We start from the raw sequence: 16,802 nt of genomic DNA on the forward strand, positions 1-16,802 counted from the left end.
GGTGTGCTCGACATGTATGTATTCCGCAACCTCACCGAGGTCCGCGAACATACGCAGCGGTGGCTGCGTGACTACAACGAAGAGATCCCCCATGAATCGCTTGGGGATTTGACGCCTGCCGAATACCGGCAGTTAAACCAACCGGAAACCTCTAGTTTCGGATGGGCCTAAACACGGGAAGGCGACAGTGGGTGACAACCACCGCCTTCTGCCCGGCTGCGCGAGCCTGCTCCAGTTCTTCCCGGATAAACGCCCGTGACTGCAGGTGGATACGGATTGCGTCCGACGGCGAGAACGCCCGTGAATACGGCGCCTTCACGGACCCAGTGCGAATACGCTTGAAGTCGTTCATCTGCTCGCGGGCAAGCTGCATTGATGCGGGATCAGCCCAATTGAAGTCGCTCCAGAGGGTGGCACCGATGAAGCGCACGTCGCCGACAGTAATCGTGCCGTTCTCAAGCAGGTGCACGTTGGTGAGATCGCTCACCGTATCCCGGAGCTTGTCGATCAACCGAACGGGAGAACCACCTTTGTAGTACTCGTGATTGCCGCAGATCTGCACAACCGCGCGAAAGTGCCCGGCGACGCGCCGGGCAAGCCGCGTGGCGTGCTTGTCGACGTCAATGTCGCCGGCAAGCACGAGGACGGCATCCGCGTCATCGGGGACCGCTGGCGGCACCCATTCATTGCGGCCGTCGAACTCAAGATGGAGGTCGCTCATGTAGCGAATCTTCATTGTCTTCTCACCGAATTGCGGGCAGAAAAAAACCGGGCGGAAGCCCGGTCTGCGAATCACACACGCATCATCGGGCCTCCGCTAACTCAGCGGAATGGATATACCCGGTTCGGTGCGCAGGTGAGTCTGGGTGCTCATGTTCATGTCTGCCTGTGACGGCTAATCAATAGAGATGACGGTAAATCAGATCGGTATTTCGCGCAATTCCTCGGTCGGCGGCAGCGGGCTCGGGATCGGGTTCATCGGGCAAGGCGGTCATGCTAGGAATGCAACCAACTGTCCGAGGAATTTCGGGGTGAATTAACCGTCACGATCGACCAGTGGTCGATTCACCGCTTGCCAAAACATGTAAAGGCTTGAAGTACTTTGTGGACATACAGTCGGTTAACGGGGCATTTCTGCCCTTGTTGCCCCGAATGCGGCATGGACATATGTCTCTGCTTTTTAATGACTTTTGTCACTCGATCAGTCCAGAATCGACAATAGCGAAGTTCCTTCATACACCAGGGGCCGCTGGTTTAATCCCAGCCGCGTCCACCGAGAATATCAAGGGCCTGCAGATTTTCTGCAGGCCCTTGTTCTTTTCCTGTAAAGGCATTCCGCTACATGCCGGCATCCTCGAACTGTTGCTGCACTTCCCGTGAAGGCTCACTACCCATCAGGCTGACCACGATGATGGTTAGCGTGCAGAAGATGAACCCAGGCACGATCTCGTAGACATCGAACAGCCCACCGGAGAGCTGTTCCCAAACGATTACCGTAACCGCGCCCACGACCATACCGGCCATGGCCGAGACGCCAGTCATGCGCTTCCAGTACAGCGACAGGATGATCACCGGACCGAACGCGGCACCGAAGCCGCCCCATGCGTAGGCGACCAGATCGAGCACGCCGGCCTCTGGGTCCATGGCTAGCAGCAGGGCCACGACAGACACCAGAATCACGGCGCCGCGCCCTACCCAGACCATTTCCTGGTCCGAGGCCGAAGGCCGGATAAAGCCCTTGTAAAAGTCATTGGTCAGGGCGCTGGCGGAGACGAGCAGCTGGGAGTCGATGGTGCTCATTATCGCCGCCAGGATGGCTGCCATCAGGAAACCCGCCACCCAGGGGTTGAATAGCGCGCGAATTAGCTCGATGAGGATGGTCTCACTCTCCTCGATCGGCGCATCCGCAAAAAACGCGATGCCCATGTAGCCGGTTGCAACCGCACCGATCAGCGCAAGAATCATCCAGCTCATGCCAATGGTCATGGCCTTCGGCATATCCTCAACGGAGCGAATGGCCATGAAGCGGGCAAGGATGTGGGGCTGGCCGAAGTAACCCAACCCCCAGGCCAGGAGCGAGATCATGCCGAGGAATGTCATCCCCTCGAGCACGGTGGAATAGCTGGGATCGATGGCGACGATCTCACGCTCGGCCTGGCCCCAGCCACCCACCAGCACCACCACGAACATGGGCACCACCAGCAGGGTCAGGAACATCAGGATGCCCTGAAAGAAGTCCGTCCAGCTGACGGCCAGGAAGCCGCCGAGAAAGGTATACGAGATGATGACCACCGCGCCCACCAGGACGGCGGTGCGATACTCCATGTCAAAGGTACTCTGGAACAGCAGGCCTCCACCCACGAGGCCGGCGGAAATATAGAGCGTGAAGAAGATCAGGATGACGACTGCCGAGATCACTCGCAGCAGGCGCGTGTTGTCGTAGAAGCGATTCTCAAGGAAATCCGGAATCGTCAGGGAATCCTTGGCGGCTGCCGTGAACTTGCGCAGCCGGCCGGCGACGAAAAGCCAGTTCAGAAACGCACCCGCGACCAGGCCGACACCGATCCACAGCTCACCCAGGCCAGCGGCATAAACGGCCCCCGGCAGGCCGAGCAGCAGCCAGCCACTCATGTCAGAGGCACCGGCACTGAGCGCCGTGACCCCCGGGCCAAGGCTGCGGCCGCCAAGGACGTAGTCGGAGAGATCGTTGGTAATACGGTAGGCGTAATAGCCGAGGACGAGCATAAGTATCAGGTAGGCGGCGAATGTGACCAGCGTCGGTATGGGTATATCCATTAGGAAAAGGTCCTTTTCTTCGTCGTTTCGATGGGTAAGCAGGTCGTTAGCGCGTTACAGCACGCCCTGAAGGTAGCACCGAATAAGCAGCGACGATGCCCCGACGCCTGACTCTGGCAGAATGACGTCTCTGGCGAAGGGGTGTTACATGGCACAGCAAAGACTCGAATTCTGGTTCGACTTCGGCAGCACCTACAGCTACCTGTCGGCCATGCGGATCGAACACGAAGCGTCGGTCCGTGGCATCGCAATCGCCTGGAGACCATTCATGCTCGGCGCTGTATTTCAGTCACTTGGCTGGCAGGGTTCGCCGTTCACGGCACAGCCGGCGAAGGGCCGCTACATGTGGCGGGATATGGCACGGCAATGCGAAAAATTCGGGCTAACCTGGACGCAACCAAGCAACTTTCCGCGGCGAGCGGTCCTGCCCCATCGCGTGGCCCTGGTCGCGGAGGACAAGCCCTGGGTTGGGGAATTCTGCCGAGCGGTGATGTCGCGAAACTTCGCCGATGACCTGGAACTTGATGTGGACTTCCCCCAGTGCAGTAGGCACCTCCGGGCGATATAGTGAGCCTAGGAGAAATCCATGAGGCACCACCCGCGATCATCGGACACTAAGGGGGGAGAACTGCCGCATGGCCGGTTCATCATTCTCATCTTTTTTACTAGTAGTCTCCAGAATACCGTCTGCGTTGATAATAGCCCTCGCAATAGCGACTGTCGTTGTCCTCTTTGACATTGCTTGCGAACGAATTGCTTCATACGCTTTTTCTTCACTTATTTGGTGCAATCGCATTAAAATAAATTTGGCTTGACCTATCTTCTGACTATTTTCCACTTTGACCTTAAGCTTTCCCACCATGCGCTCAAAACGTCGAAATTCCTTCCAGATCTGCCGCGCCATGACAATACTGCTCAACACACCGGATGCTTGAAGTGGCTTCGTCACCACAGCATCGACATGAAGATCAAGTAGCTTTTGTAGAATGGAAGGACTCTCGTAGCCGGCAATTCCAATAAGCGTTGGGCGAGTTTTTATTCCGATACCAAAAAGCTTTTCCAGATGCTTGGATCGAGTATCAGTAATATCTACGAACACAAGATCAGCGCCTTCAGGAAGTTCAGAAGGTAATGGCCACAGCGCCTCGGCACGGCAACCGATCCGGGTGACTTGCTGCAACAGCACCTCTGCGTTCTTATCCCGCGGGTGCAGGACTAGAACCCTCAGGGTATGTATATTTTTGATAATATTGACCGTCGACACAGCCTTGGCCTACTCATAGGTTATCCTTTAAACGTTGCGGATCACTCGGTTCGATTCACGGGGATAGAAGTAATCCGGCCCCCACAAAGTAACGTCTCTTACAATAGTTTTCCGGCAGATAATTTGCTAACGGGACACTATTTCTATAATGACAACGAAACGAATTCCTATATCCTCAGCCGTCATCCACTGCGTTACGATGAAAAACCAGTGCATCTACGGGGCAATCTCCGATCAAGTGCTCCTCGATGATTCTGTCCAGATTCTCCGGCGTAACGTCCCAGTACCAGACCCCATCCGGTTGTACGCACACAATGGGTCCGCTGTAGCAGGCGCCAAGGCAGTTTACCCGGCTCGGCCTCACTCGAAGGTCCTCGTTCCTTGTCAGGCCTGCCGCAATTAGCTTCCTCCCCAGACAGAGGAGAGCTTCTGCGGTCATTCCGTCAGCCTCGCAACGTGGGCCAACACAAACCAGTAAGTGACGTCGATAGCGGGGCATTTCCGGCTTCACCTTCATGCCGCATCCTCCCTAACTGTCAACAAGCCGTACTACGGCGGCCATCAGGTGAGAGGTCAACGCTTCGGCGCTGTCGACGATCAAGTACCGTCGTAAGCCGAAAATACGATGGGCACAGCCATCTCCCTGTTGGTCGAGAGTTAGGCAGAAGACCTGAACCCCTTGCGCAAGCGCATCCCGGACTGCCTCGCGGGCATCTTCAACTAGATACTCATCGTCCACTATGTCGATGTCGGAGGGCGCCCCGTCGGTTATCAGGAGCAGAATTTTCTTCTCCTCTTGCTCCCGCTTCAGAAGCGCGGTCGCGTGGCGAATGGCGCCACCCATGCGTGTGGACAACCCACTTTCCCGGGCATCCAGTAGAGCTTGCTGACCACTCCCGAACGGCTCCTGAAAATCTTTGAAATGCGTGTAATTGACCTGATTCCGCCCGTTGGAATCGAAGCCGTGGAGGGCGATTCGATCCCCTCTTTCCTCGATTAGATCAACCAGAAGACCTGCCGACTTCTTCTCTAGGTCCAGAACGGTGATAAAACTTCCGGGAACGAAGCGGTCAGTAGACTTCGACAGATCCATCAACAGTAAGACGGCTGCCGGGCGTCGACTGCGACCGTGACGACGGAAGACACGAGGATCTGGGGCACGACCTGCTTTCAGTTGAGTGATGCTGTCCAAAGCCGCATCAAGATCAAGCTCGTCTCCCTCATGAAGTTTTGACAGGCGGATGGATCGGTCGGTAACGGGCTTGCGTCCCCGCGTGCGCAAGACGGTGCGGGAGGGATGACGTCGCTCTCCCGCCCGGACGCTTCGCGACGATGCGTCGTACTCGATACGGTCTATAACGGTTACCCAGTCAGGGCGCAACTCTTCCAACGCATGATCCCACTCCGGATATGTCGTTTGATGAACCTCATTCATCTCAACTTCGCTGATACTGGTTTTCTCCGAACTCCCCGTTTTCTCATCGGAGAGGGAGTAGCTTTCGTCTTGCGATATGGAGGTCCGATCCGGCGGCATATCGTCGCTCGAGAGCCAAAGCGCAGCATTGTCATCTCGATACGGAGGCTCGACGCAGTATTTCTGGCTATCAAATGGCAATTGCAGCTTGATAAGCATTCGCGTCAGGTCTCGGGCGATCCGGGTGAAGACGGCGTGATCCGAAAGGTCCCCCGCGGCTTCTTCAAAAAGCAATCTGCCAGCCTGCACCCAGTTATTGCTGTCCTCGTACACGGGGTCGTGCAAGGCCCTTGCCAGTCTTGCGGCTAAGCCCTGGAAATCGAACCCCGACTGTTCGCGTGTAGCAACATGAAATCTGCCCCATAGAATTTGCAACGCCGGATAGGAATTCATCATCAGCCGCTCAACACGCGCATCCTCGATCAGTCCCAAAATCGCCTGCAGAATGGGTGGCCGGTTGCCCGGGGGACGTCGCAGGGGAGAATAAATGAGATGTCCCACGGCATGTAAAACAGCTGCGTAACGGAGATCTTCTTTGTGCTCGACATCGCTGATAAGGGGATCGCGGGGTAGGTGCAAATTCAAAGGAGACAGGGTCGGGCGAACGCCGCGCTTACCAAAGGTCGAAGCCGAATGGAACTTTACCGATATGTCCGTAAAGCCGAAGCTAGACAGAATGTGACGAAAGCGTTTCTGGACCTGTTCCGAGGCCTGCGCTGGGATGTCACCCTGCTGCGCTTCGTCAATAGTGAATTGTTCCGGGTTTCCCCTCTCAAAGTGATGCAACGCACTCGCAACATCCTCCTCGTAGAGTCGCAGCCCGTGAGTAAACCACCGGCGCACCGCTCGCCAATCCTCCCCAGCCGAGAATGTGAACCACCGTGCAAGTAAAATATCGCAGCAATCGGGGGCTACGATCGCGCTCTCCGTCAATAAAGCAACCAGTTCCGCGAGTGCAGACGCACGCTCCCGTTGGTGGCCAGTCCGGGCGAGCGTGGCCTGCATCCGCTCATGCAGATCGGCATCAACGGTTTTCAGCGTTTCTAATCGTCTCTCGAGCAGGGCCATATCGGTCGAGTTGTCGACCACGATAGAGTCCAGGGGCCGGGACGTCAGCATCAGGCTGCCCGCAGTCCGAAGTAGAGTTCTACGAACTTTTCCAGCGCAGCGAGCAATTCAGGATCGTCGGTAATTGGTGCAGTGAGTGCCAACCTGCAGGCATCATGGGCGCAAACGCCATCGGCAATGAGTTTGCTTGCCTGCACCAGCATCCGCGTTGAAATTCCCTCCTCCAGGCCATGCCCGCGGAGGGCTCGTGACTTTGCGGCGATGCCAACAAGCTTGCTCGCGAGTTCGGCGTCTACGCCTCCCTCTGTCATGACGATCTCAGTTTCAACATCGGCAACCGGAAAATCGAAATCGATGGCGCCGAATCGTTGCTTTGTCGACGGCTTGAGATCCTTGGCGGCGCTCTGGTAACCCGGGTTATATGACACTACTAGTCGAAAGTTTGGATGAGCCCTAACGATTTCACCGCGTTTGTCCAGAGGCAGAATCCGACGTTCGTCGGTCAGGGGATGAATAACCACGGTGGTGTCCTGCCGAGCCTCGACCACCTCGTCCAGATAGCAGATCGCTCCGTATCGAACCGCGAGGGTGAGTGGCCCATCCTGCCAAACGGTGCCATCGACATCCAGTAAGTAGCGTCCAACGAGGTCGGCCGCAGTCATGTCTTCATTGCAGGCGAGTGTGATGAGCGGGATCCGCATTTGCCATGCCATGTATTCGACGAAGCGCGTCTTCCCGCAGCCGGTCGGCCCTTTCAACACCATTGGTAGAGAGTGCTTCATCGCAGCTTCGAACAGCTCGATCTCTTTGCCGATTGCCCGGTAGTGCGGCTTTTCATTGATCAGGTAATCTGCGATGCGTTTATCCATGAGGCGCTCAAAGGAATTAAGTTAGTGGCTGGCTCGGAGAAAATAATGATCTCCGGCGATACCGGTGCCTTGAACCACAGGTTCGTCGTACAACTCTAGCGAGCAACGCAACGCTCGAAGTCGGCGCGAAGGGCTGGAAAATCGAGATTCCTGCCAATGACGACAAGTTCGCTACGACGCTCGCTGTCGGTTGCCCACGGGTCCAGGCGACTCATGGTTGTCAGCATGCGGACACTCTGGAAAAGAACACGCTCGTCGAAACCGTGTGCGTTAAACACGCCTTTGGTGCGAAGCAGTTCATCACCCCTCTCCTGTAGCAGCGGCCCCATCCATGACATGAACCGGTTCATGTCGATCGGTCTGTCCTCGCGAAGGACGACAGAGCTGATCGCCGCATCGTGCTCGTGCTCGTGGTCCTCGAGGAACTTCGGGTCGATCTCAAGCTTCGACTGAAGTTGGAAGGCGTTCACACCGATGAGCTGGTCAAGGTTCGCCGAACCGCCAACGCCGCGGTAAATGCTGGCAAGCGGATTAAGTTGACGAATCTGTTTCTCGACCGCGACGGTCTGTTCCTCTGTGGCAAGATCCGTCTTGTTCACCAGAAGAATGTCGGCGAAGGCCACCTGCTCCTGGGCCTCTACACTCTCCTCAAGGTGTTTCGCGATATTGACGACATCGATCACTGCTATGAAGGCATCAAGCTTGGTTTTCTCCCGCACTTCATCGGATACGAAAAAGGTTGATGCCACGGGAGCTGGATCTGCAAGCCCGGTGGTCTCGATCATGATGGCGTCGAGTTCCCCTGCGCGCTCAACCAATTTGTCGATAGTATCGACTAGGTCGTTGCGAACGGTGCAGCACAAGCAGCCGTTATTGAATTCGATCAGTTGTTCGTCGTCCTCGTGCACGATGAGCTGCCCGTCGATACTGATCTCACCGAATTCGTTGACGATTACCGCAATGCGCTTTCCATGCTGTTCATTCAGTATCTGATTGAGCAGCGTAGTCTTGCCAGATCCCAGGTAGCCGCTGATGATGGTGACGGGAATCTTGCCCCCTACCGGTATTGCGCTCATCGCTACACCTCTATTCGAAAGACTTTGGCATCACCGATCTGGAGGAACGCTCCACCGGCAAATTGAAGGGACGTCGGGTTGGCTTCACCCGACGCTCCTTCATTCACGCCACCTTTAGCCCGCAAGGTCTCAACGTACTCGTTTGCCAGCCCCTAGAGTCCCATGCCGCACTTGCGTCTCATCCGTTGGGCCGGCAGGTGACAACGGGACTTGGTCAGCTCTGGTGTTCGCCAACCGGCAGCGTCTCCGTAGGCATGACGATCCGTCGGAGCGCCCAGACCGATACCAGGCCGAGCGTGAGCCAGAAGAATGCATTTGCAATCGCGGTCGCCGCGACGAATCTCTGGGCCAGAACCTCCAACTCGCTAGCCATCGACGACGGATAGGCGGCGAACGCAGTGGTCGAAGGCTCCGGGGCACCCATCAAGTAGGGGACAACAAGGAGCCCCAATGCTGCCCAGCGCCAAGGCGACTTGGCGAATACCGCGCCTGAAAGCGCCACCGCCGTGCAGACAGCCGCCATAGCCCACCAGAGTTGACGCGCCTCCACTCCTGCCGCCTCCGCACCGGGTATTTGGGGGGGAAGCCCGATTGCCGGCGCAACAAAGAAGACGACATAGCCAGCGGCCCCCCAGAACACGCCATGCAGCCAAGGAGTCCTGCTGGGTAAAGCCGTCTTGAATGAGGCCATCACCATTGCGGCCAGTAACACCAGTCCGAAGCCAGCTCCGATCAGCACGTTCGAAAGGAGCGTCAAACCAGTCCGTTGCAAACCCTCTCCATGGTCATGATCATGGCTATGCACCGCATGACTATGGGCTGATGTCTCAGCCAGCGCCTCTTCGTAATGCTCCGCGCTCTGGATGATGGGAATCACCTGCCAGAACTGCACAGCGGTCAGAAGCAACCCAGACACCAGCCCGGCCATCAACGCATACAGAACAACCTGTCGAAATAACATGGCCATGCTCCCGCTATGCTAGTGGCAAGGGAAAGCCGCGGCATGGCGCATGTCGTGAGCCGCATCATGCACGACAGCGGAGTTCGCGAATCCAGCTCCGTATAGAATCACCATGCCCAGGAGGACCGCCGCCGCAAGCTGTACTGGCTTGGGAACCATCGTCACACTCTTCGCAGAATCAAAACTGCTAGTGCTAGCTACTGAATTTTGATTTTTCATGTTCATTCCTCCATTGATTAGCCGCTACCGGACACCGGGACTGGACCTGCCCGGCGCCGATAGTTGCCAGGGGCCTAGGGTCTCAACGACCCCTGGCGATAGGTCATACCGTAGGTCTACGCATGCTCTTTCGGTGGCTTCTTTGCAGCACCTCCGGGTGTCTTGACAACGGTCTTGGTCATGGCCGCGATGCCTTCCTCCCGGATAACCTTGCGGTTCGGCGGCGGCAGCTTGTCGCCTCGTAGCTCGTCATAGGGAACGACAACCCAGCAGGCGCATCCCCAGATGCACTCCCCGGCCATTCCCTCGAAGCGGATCGCCGGCTCGGAGAGCATCGGGCCAATGTCAACGAGCCATGCATGCTCAAGCAGCTTTTCTTCCCAACTCAAAGCGTCGTAGTTTTTCTGGCTATTCCAGAAGGCGTGAAGATCCGTTTTGGCGACGCCTGGCAGGATGACATCGCCGTAAGCCGTCAGTGCATCGAAGAACTCGTGACGATGGAACTGGATGGTCGACTCCCCTTTCATCAGGAAGTTTTTCTCCAGCATTTGCCTGAACGCCTTCTCCAGGGAATCCGGATTCATATCGCGGGACATGTGCAGATGCACCTCGGCATAGTCCGTTTCGAACTCTTCCTTCAGACCCGAGTACTTCGGTACGAAATCGACCCACTGCGCTAAAACGGACTCCCACTTAGAGCTGGGCTCTCCGGGAAGAACCTGCACCCCGGGGTGCGTCAACTTTGCCGGATTGAACAACGTCCAGTTTCGTGCCTTGGCGGTAATGGTTTCGTGTGGTGCCCCGGTGAACCCGGCTGGACGAAGTGCTCGGAAGAGAACCCGACCTTCCTCGAGTACCGCGAACCGCATGAACGAATCGGCAACAAATCGGTTTGTCACCAATTCCTTGAAGTTCTGGCGAACTTCTTTTTCACCCGTGGTGGTATACGCGGTCAGGCGCTGCCAGCTCTGCTCCGGGTTTACGACGAAAAAACCACCCGTGAACGGACTCTTGTAGAGATCGCCCCAGACTGTGACCACCCCTGCATTCTTGTCCTCATCAAGCATGCAGTCGAGATCATTGAGCGTCGTGTACATAGTCGGGTTATCCCGATAGATATCGGAATCACCGCTGTGGGGCAATTGTCCGACACCAATGACCGGAATGCGGCGTCCAAACCGCACATTCGACAGATGCCGCGCCAGGTCCACGACCATGCCGCTGCCTGTTCCACCCGCCAGACTGAAACACACAGTAACGAGTGATGGCAGCGTGGCCTCTTCAACATGTTCGGTGAATTTCCGCAAGGCCTTGTCGAGCGGCCGCTCGCCGTCGTAATAGGCATTCGCGTAAATGCCCTTCGCCACCGCTCGAGGAAAGTGCTCTCCCGGCTGAGGCATATCGTATTTATGCGGGACATAGGACTCGAAATTCGGGTTCCAGTAATACCGTGGATACTCGAGCTTTAAGAACTCGCGAGTGCGGTTCATACCCTCGAAGAACTCGTTCTTCGGAGGAACCGGGAGTGGGATGGCCTGGAACTGGAATCTTTCTTTGGGGATGCCGCGTGACTCGAGACGCTTGATAAACGCTGACGCGTAGTCCTTGCAGATTTCCATGTCCTGGTCACCGATATCGACAATCATTGCAGCAAATCTTGCGCGACTGTCTGAAAGAATGTCCTCGATTTCACCGGTGCGCAAGAGTGCCTCGACGTATTGCGCGCCCGTACGACCGACCCCCACCACATGTACGCAATGGGGGGCCTGGACTCCGGTACCACTGTTGTAGAGCGATGAAGCTGTCATCATTCTGTCCTCTCTGGCAAAACTTCTCTGGTAATCGTTTTCTCATCCGAAACACATCTAGTTACTCAACGATTAACTTTTTCGACTCAACTAACATCGAATGGTGAAAGTTTCTGTTTGGTCAAGAAAGCCAAGATCTCGCAGTATGTGAGCTACAGATGTTCCGCGTTCATTAGCGACATAGAGAATGTAATCTTCTACGAAAAGGCCTGGATCACTAGATATCTTCCCTTCCTCTATGAGCTCCACTCCTCTTTCAATATTATGACGATGCAATTTTGCACTCCAGATCGGAGACTCGATATAAATAGCCTCATCATCAACGCCAGAAATCTGGAGAAATTTTCCACCCACAACAGTGGGTACTCTAAAGCCCTTTCCGTATTTCTCTTTAACTCTCGACCAATCGAGCGGCATCTTGGGACTCCTTCGAATCTGATTCGATTTCGCTCCCGCATAAATGAAAAACCGATGTTCTAGATTTCGGCGTTCACGCGTCGCCTCTAATGCCACTCCAAGGAACCATGATCCAGTGTTGACTGCCGCCAAACGCGGCGCCGGCCATTCCGTCAAAACGGTCAGAGCGTTCGCAGAGGAGGAGTCCGTGTTCGAGGAGCAGGGAATGGGCGGCTGCACGGTCGTCGGTTGAGGCGGAATCATAAGCATCACGCGCTGACCGGAAGAGATCGAGGTCCGTCTTGGCTAGTCGAGGCAGGATGAACTGGGCCGTTCCCTCGGCGCCGCCGGACGCCAGGTTTACTGGCGCTAGCGGGTGAAATTCTTTGGTCATGCTGTCCACCCAGGCCATTGCCGCGGGGTCAGACGCATCCCAAGCACGCGCCTCTAGAAATTCGGGCTCGTACTTGGATAACACGCCGATGTTTTCCGATAACCGAACTTGCGCCGTCTTGTCCGTATTCACGTCAAAGGCGGCGAGCATGTGTATCCATTTCGCACCCCACGGCGTGCGCGCAGCGGAGTGCTGAGTGGGGGGAGCTGCAACCCAATTAAGCAGGCGTAGCATCTCCCAGAAATTTGCGCCCTTCCTTAGGCTTAACAGGGAAGTCAGTTCGTCTGCGACCCGCCGCTGTGTCGCCGCCAGATCACCGGTTCGGCGCCAGAACGGTTCTTGTGGAACGACTAAGAACCCTGCTGTGAACGGATTCTTGTAGAGTTCGCCGCAGGATTGCGTGATACCGCGGTTCTTGACCTCGTCGCAGAGACAATCCAGTTCATTGAGAGTGGTAAACAGCTGCGCTCCCAAATGCGCAGACTCATCGCCGGCGCAGGGCGCAATTCCGATCCCGGCCACTAGGACACGGCGACCGAAGCGCCCGTTCGACAGATGCCGCGCTAGATCGACAGCAATCGCGCTACCAACGCTGCCCCCCAAAGCAAAGACAACACAGACAATCGATTCGGCGCGCGTCGCCTCGACACTTTCCGCGAATCGCTTGAGAGCGGCGTGCGCAGGGCGATTGCCGCCGTAATAGGCATGCCCGTAGATTGCCTTGGCTAATGACCGCTGCATTGTTCCGTGATCCGTAGCCTCAATCTGTGCCTCGGTCAGCCAGGAACTGAAGCTTGGATTTTCGTGCTTCAGGGGGTATTCAAGGCGCAAGTACTCCGGGTACATACGAAGTGTTTCTGTAAGCTCGCCTCCGGGACTCGATGAAAGATCGAGAGATTCGATATGGATGCGATCAGAAGGGAGTTTGTCACTGGATGCGACAAGTTTTTTTGGATCATCGTCGCCGATGTTAACCGCAAGTCCACTGAACCGTGAGCCGTCGACGTCGAGCAGATCACCAGGAACGGCATTCAGAAAGTCAGATAGAAAACTTGCCCCTGCTGTTCCAACACCAATGACGTGAATACCGTAGGCGAGATTCTCTGTATCCTTGATGCGATGCACGCCGCGAGTAAGCGCGTCGAGTTTGCGTTGCTGAAGCTTGGCTTCGGTCGTGCCAATTGCTGGCGTGGGCCGTCCACGGCGTAAATCGAGTCCACTATCAGAGGGCATTATCTACCCCCCTGAAGCTGTCGCGCGCGCACTCGGCACCAATAAGGAGAGGCAGTGCTCCGGTCCCGACTAAGCGGATTGGCCAAAAAAAAAGCCCCTCGTGAGGAGTCCATAAACGTCGTGTTATATGACACATACACTTCCTCCCCAGCCGAGGACCCGTTTGGTGTTATCCTCGACCTCTTCCGTGTTAGCGCTTTCTAAATGTCATCTTCTTCTTGAACATTCAACCTAGGGAGTCACCAGCCAGATATCTGTGCGTTACCGAACAGACATCTTGCATCGGTATCTGTTATTGCATTGGTCGCCTGAACAGGGTTCATGGCTCTTGAAAAACTCACTGCCGTATCGGGGTTCAGGAACACTGACCTGCACGGCGATTTTCGGATCATTCGAAACTTGAGATGATGGCCTCTGCACACGGAGCAGAGGCAGATGAGGAAGAGTCGATTCAGCGAAGAGCAAATGGTTCGTATCCTGCGTGAGACGGATGCCAACCCGGTCAGCGAAGTCGCCAAGCAACACGGCGTCAGCGAGCAGACGCTGTACTCATGGCGCAAGCGTTTTGGCCGTCTGGACACAGTCGATGTTAAACGACTGCGGGCAGTCGAGGCCGAGAATGCGCGGCTCAAACGCCTGCTGGCAGAGCGGGACCTGGAGGTCGACGCGCTCAAGGAGATCACCAAGGGAACATTCTAGGCGTGCCCGCGCGCTACTCGGTGTTGCGAGGTCGACGCTAAGCTATGTGTCGGTTCTGGACGAGCACGACGCGCCGGTGATTGCCGCCATGCTGTCCTGGCTGCACAGTATCCGCGCTATGGCTACCGTCGCATCCGGATCTTTCTGGCCCGTGAGGGACATGCCATGAGCGTTGACCGCTGCTATCTACTCTGGTGCAAAGCAGGGCTACAGGTGCCACGAAAACGTCCACGCAAACGGATCGCGACGTGTCGGCCACGGCCGCTAGCCCCGACCATGAGAAACCAGGTCTGGGCCTATGACTTCGTCTTTGATGCCTGCGCCAACGGCCAGAAGCTCAAATGCCTGACGGTGATCGACGAGTACACACGGGAATGCCTTGCCATCGATGTGGCCGGCTCTATTCGCTCCGCCCGGGTCATTGAGGTGCTGAGTCGCCTGGTCAGTCACCACGGAGCGCCACAGATCATTCGCTCAGACAACGGGCTACCTGCGGAGTCAAGTATCATTCCAGCATGACGATCCCTGCCGCATGCCTGTACTGACACGTGCTGCCGTGTTGAGTAGTTCAAAAGCCCCTGGCGGGCGGGCGTGACCATTATCTACGGAATCCCAACGGGTCCCACGGCCCGAGTGAGTAACGTCCCACCGCCAGGTATCGCGGCCTCATAATAGCCGCGATAATCGGTCTCCTGCTTAATCAATGCATGCGCAACACGCGCCATTTTCGCGGCCACAGCCGTACGTGCCTTGCGGCGTAGATCGGCATCAGTAGGATTGCTGCGAATATAGCGCTCATACTTGGTGCGAAAGCTGTTCTCTCTCATCCGCATGGCCACAGCAGCGGCTAGCCAGAATGCATACCGCAGACGCGCGTTGCCACGTTTGGAGAGGCGGTAGCTGCTTTTCGACTGGCCGCTTTGCGAGGCCGCGAGATTGAACCCGCAGAACGCCAGATACTGCCGGTGATGCCGAAACCGTCGTAGGTCGCCACTCTCGGCAAGGATCGTGAGCGCGATGATCGGGCCCACACCCGGTAGCGTTCGCAGGCGGCGGTAATCCGGGTTCGGACTCAAGAGTTGTTCGGCACCGCGCTCCAGATCCTTGCGCTGGGCCGTGAGATCCAGATAGCGCTGAATCTGGAGTCGGTAGGTCATCACAGCAGGGCTGTCCACCGGGACGGGAAGTCCCATACTGCCGCGAGCCAACTCATAGAGCTCGTTCAGAAAACGTTGCTTCGCGACTTTGCGGCCAACCACATCCCAAGCCTGTTCAATGAATGTCGCGCGGTCCAAGGCCTGGATGCTGGCCGGGACGGGAAACCGCAACAGAAACCGGCAGAACCACTCCGCCCGGCTGGTGTGCAGGTAGCGCTCCATCTCCGGGAAGTACAGCGCCAGGTAGTGGTTCACCAGGCTGTGCTGGCAACGGGTACGTGCCAGCGCGATCTGGTGATAGGTGTTCGAGAACTCCTGGATATCCAGATAACCGGCGCGTAGCGGGTCTTCGAAAGGATGTGTGACACCGTGCTCGAGAAGGTACAGGATCACCATGGCGTCCCTGCGGTCGTGCTTGTCCCAAGAGGTAAACAACGCCTCCCGAATACGTGCGCAGGCAAGTGAGGATGCCAGGTGTACCTCGATCCCGGCTTCAGCGAGTTGGTAGGCGATCGGCCGATGGAAATCGGCCGTGGGTTCCAGTGCGGATCGCACCGGCAGATCATGCGCAAGCAGGTAATCACAAAGCCGTAGATGCTCCGCCCGCGTGTTGGCGACCTTGAAAGCCCGCTGGTGTCCATCGGGCCACTGGACCAGGACATCGTGATAGCGCTTGGCCACATCCACGGCGACTAACAGCCCATAGAACCTAGATTTGGTATTGGCGGTCATCGTCAGTAGCTCCCTGTTCACTCATGGTTGTCATGAACAAGGATCATTCTGCTGGCGGTGACTGCCACCCGAATCGCTTACTCCGCATGTACCATGGGCCGGAGTTCGTCTCTCGCGCCGTCCTGCAGTGGATCACCGACGCCAGGATCGACACCGCGCATATCGATCCCGGCAAGCCATGGCAAAACGGTACAGACGAGAGTTTCAATGGCAAACTGCGTGACGAAAGCCTGTCGATGGAGTGGTTTCGATCCCGGGCGGAGGCGTGTGTCATCATCGAAGCATGGCGCCGCCATTACAACACCGTCCGGCCGCATTCCAGCATAGGTTATCGCACACCACATGAGTACAAGGCTACCCCGAGAGATCACTATCAACCCGAGGCCAGATTCCAGGAATCAGTGGTCCGATGAAGTCAGGCAGGTCACAATGAGCGCCCTGCCAATGGATACCAACCGGCACCCCACTCTATGGACTCCCTGCCATCGTTCGCACTGGCCTCGAATTCAGGGCCCGAGATGCCTACCGTAGTGGGGGAAATCCAACGCTGTTGCCGCCCTATCGTAACCGTCCGGTGATTACCTCCTTCCCTGCCTGATTTGTGTTCGGGATGATCGTGTCCACTTATTAGTAAGTGGGCACTTGTAGAGTGTCCA

Annotated in this window: 15 protein-coding genes and 2 pseudogenes; 4 read left to right on the forward strand and 13 right to left on the reverse strand. The window is 56.5% G+C overall.

What is annotated here, in order from left to right; translation table 11 throughout:
* The coding region (locus J2T57_RS21610; RefSeq protein WP_253485671.1) for a transposase at positions 1 to 171 on the forward strand (171 nt) is incomplete at its 5' end.
* Here the strand turns inward: J2T57_RS21610 and J2T57_RS21615 are convergent.
* A complete protein-coding gene (locus J2T57_RS21615) occupies positions 152 to 736 on the reverse strand; it encodes a metallophosphoesterase (RefSeq protein WP_253485601.1) in 585 nt (194 codons plus the stop codon). The two genes, J2T57_RS21610 and J2T57_RS21615, sit on opposite strands and share 20 nt — an antisense overlap.
* A 602-nt stretch (positions 737 to 1,338) precedes the next feature.
* Positions 1,339 to 2,796 (reverse strand): sodium/proline symporter PutP, encoded by a 1,458-nt coding sequence (gene putP / locus J2T57_RS21620; protein WP_253485604.1) that lies wholly within the window; start codon positions 2,794 to 2,796, stop codon positions 1,339 to 1,341.
* Positions 2,797 to 2,944: 148 nt separating this feature from the next.
* Here putP and J2T57_RS21625 point away from each other — a divergent pair, with 148 nt between their 5' ends.
* Entirely contained in the window at positions 2,945 to 3,364 is a 420-nt protein-coding gene (locus tag J2T57_RS21625; protein WP_253485624.1) for a 2-hydroxychromene-2-carboxylate isomerase, read from the forward strand.
* A gap of 36 nt (positions 3,365 to 3,400) precedes the next feature.
* Here the strand turns inward: J2T57_RS21625 and J2T57_RS21630 are convergent, their stop codons facing one another.
* The 10 genes from J2T57_RS21630 to J2T57_RS21670 form a co-directional block, all read right to left on the reverse strand.
* Complete coding sequence (locus J2T57_RS21630; protein WP_366519142.1) at positions 3,401 to 4,060, reverse strand: ANTAR domain-containing response regulator; 660 nt, start codon at positions 4,058 to 4,060, stop codon at positions 3,401 to 3,403.
* Between the two features lie 175 nt (positions 4,061 to 4,235).
* On the reverse strand, positions 4,236 to 4,577 hold the full coding sequence (locus J2T57_RS22535; protein ID WP_366519143.1) for a (2Fe-2S) ferredoxin domain-containing protein: 342 nt from the start codon (positions 4,575 to 4,577) through the stop codon (positions 4,236 to 4,238).
* A gap of 12 nt (positions 4,578 to 4,589) precedes the next feature.
* A complete protein-coding gene (locus J2T57_RS22540) occupies positions 4,590 to 6,623 on the reverse strand; it encodes a nitric oxide reductase activation protein NorD (RefSeq protein ID WP_253485629.1) in 2,034 nt (677 codons plus the stop codon).
* 29 nt (positions 6,624 to 6,652) lie between these two features.
* Positions 6,653 to 7,471 carry a CbbQ/NirQ/NorQ/GpvN family protein gene (locus J2T57_RS21640; RefSeq protein WP_253485633.1) on the reverse strand — a complete coding sequence of 273 codons (819 nt, stop codon included), beginning with the start codon at positions 7,469 to 7,471 and terminating at the stop codon, positions 6,653 to 6,655.
* Positions 7,472 to 7,566: 95 nt separating this feature from the next.
* Positions 7,567 to 8,547: a CobW family GTP-binding protein gene (locus tag J2T57_RS21645; RefSeq protein ID WP_253485637.1), complete on the reverse strand. Its 981-nt coding sequence runs from the start codon at positions 8,545 to 8,547 to the stop codon at positions 7,567 to 7,569.
* Between the two features lie 214 nt (positions 8,548 to 8,761).
* Positions 8,762 to 9,508 carry a CbtA family protein gene (locus tag J2T57_RS21650; RefSeq protein WP_253485656.1) on the reverse strand — a complete coding sequence of 249 codons (747 nt, stop codon included), beginning with the start codon at positions 9,506 to 9,508 and terminating at the stop codon, positions 8,762 to 8,764.
* Positions 9,509 to 9,526: 18 nt separating this feature from the next.
* On the reverse strand, positions 9,527 to 9,733 hold the full coding sequence (locus J2T57_RS21655; RefSeq protein WP_366519146.1) for a CbtB domain-containing protein: 207 nt from the start codon (positions 9,731 to 9,733) through the stop codon (positions 9,527 to 9,529).
* Positions 9,734 to 9,843: 110 nt separating this feature from the next.
* The gene (locus J2T57_RS21660; RefSeq protein WP_253485659.1) at positions 9,844 to 11,538 is read right to left on the reverse strand and encodes a tubulin-like doman-containing protein; all 1,695 of its coding nucleotides are present in this window, start codon (positions 11,536 to 11,538) and stop codon (positions 9,844 to 9,846) included.
* Positions 11,539 to 11,625: 87 nt separating this feature from the next.
* Complete coding sequence (locus tag J2T57_RS21665; protein ID WP_253485662.1) at positions 11,626 to 11,952, reverse strand: hypothetical protein; 327 nt, start codon at positions 11,950 to 11,952, stop codon at positions 11,626 to 11,628.
* A 73-nt stretch (positions 11,953 to 12,025) separates the two neighbouring features.
* Positions 12,026 to 13,558, reverse strand: coding sequence for a hypothetical protein (locus J2T57_RS21670; RefSeq protein WP_253485665.1), 1,533 nt, complete (start codon positions 13,556 to 13,558; stop codon positions 12,026 to 12,028).
* Positions 13,559 to 13,993: 435 nt separating this feature from the next.
* Here J2T57_RS21670 and J2T57_RS21675 point away from each other — a divergent pair.
* Positions 13,994 to 14,743, forward strand: a pseudogene (locus J2T57_RS21675) (transposase); the annotation flags it as partial.
* Positions 14,744 to 14,859: 116 nt separating this feature from the next.
* Here the strand turns inward: J2T57_RS21675 and J2T57_RS21680 are convergent.
* Complete coding sequence (locus J2T57_RS21680; RefSeq protein WP_253485668.1) at positions 14,860 to 16,146, reverse strand: IS110 family RNA-guided transposase; 1,287 nt, start codon at positions 16,144 to 16,146, stop codon at positions 14,860 to 14,862.
* Between the two features lie 80 nt (positions 16,147 to 16,226).
* On the opposite strand from J2T57_RS21680, the pseudogene J2T57_RS21685 reads away from it, so the two are divergent.
* A pseudogene (locus J2T57_RS21685) lies at positions 16,227 to 16,559 on the forward strand (integrase core domain-containing protein); the annotation flags it as partial.
* Positions 16,560 to 16,802: the final 243 nt, after the last annotated feature.

The sequence above is a fragment of the Natronocella acetinitrilica genome (assembly GCF_024170285.1).
GTDB classification, from domain to species: domain Bacteria; phylum Pseudomonadota; class Gammaproteobacteria; order Nitrococcales; family Aquisalimonadaceae; genus Natronocella; species Natronocella acetinitrilica.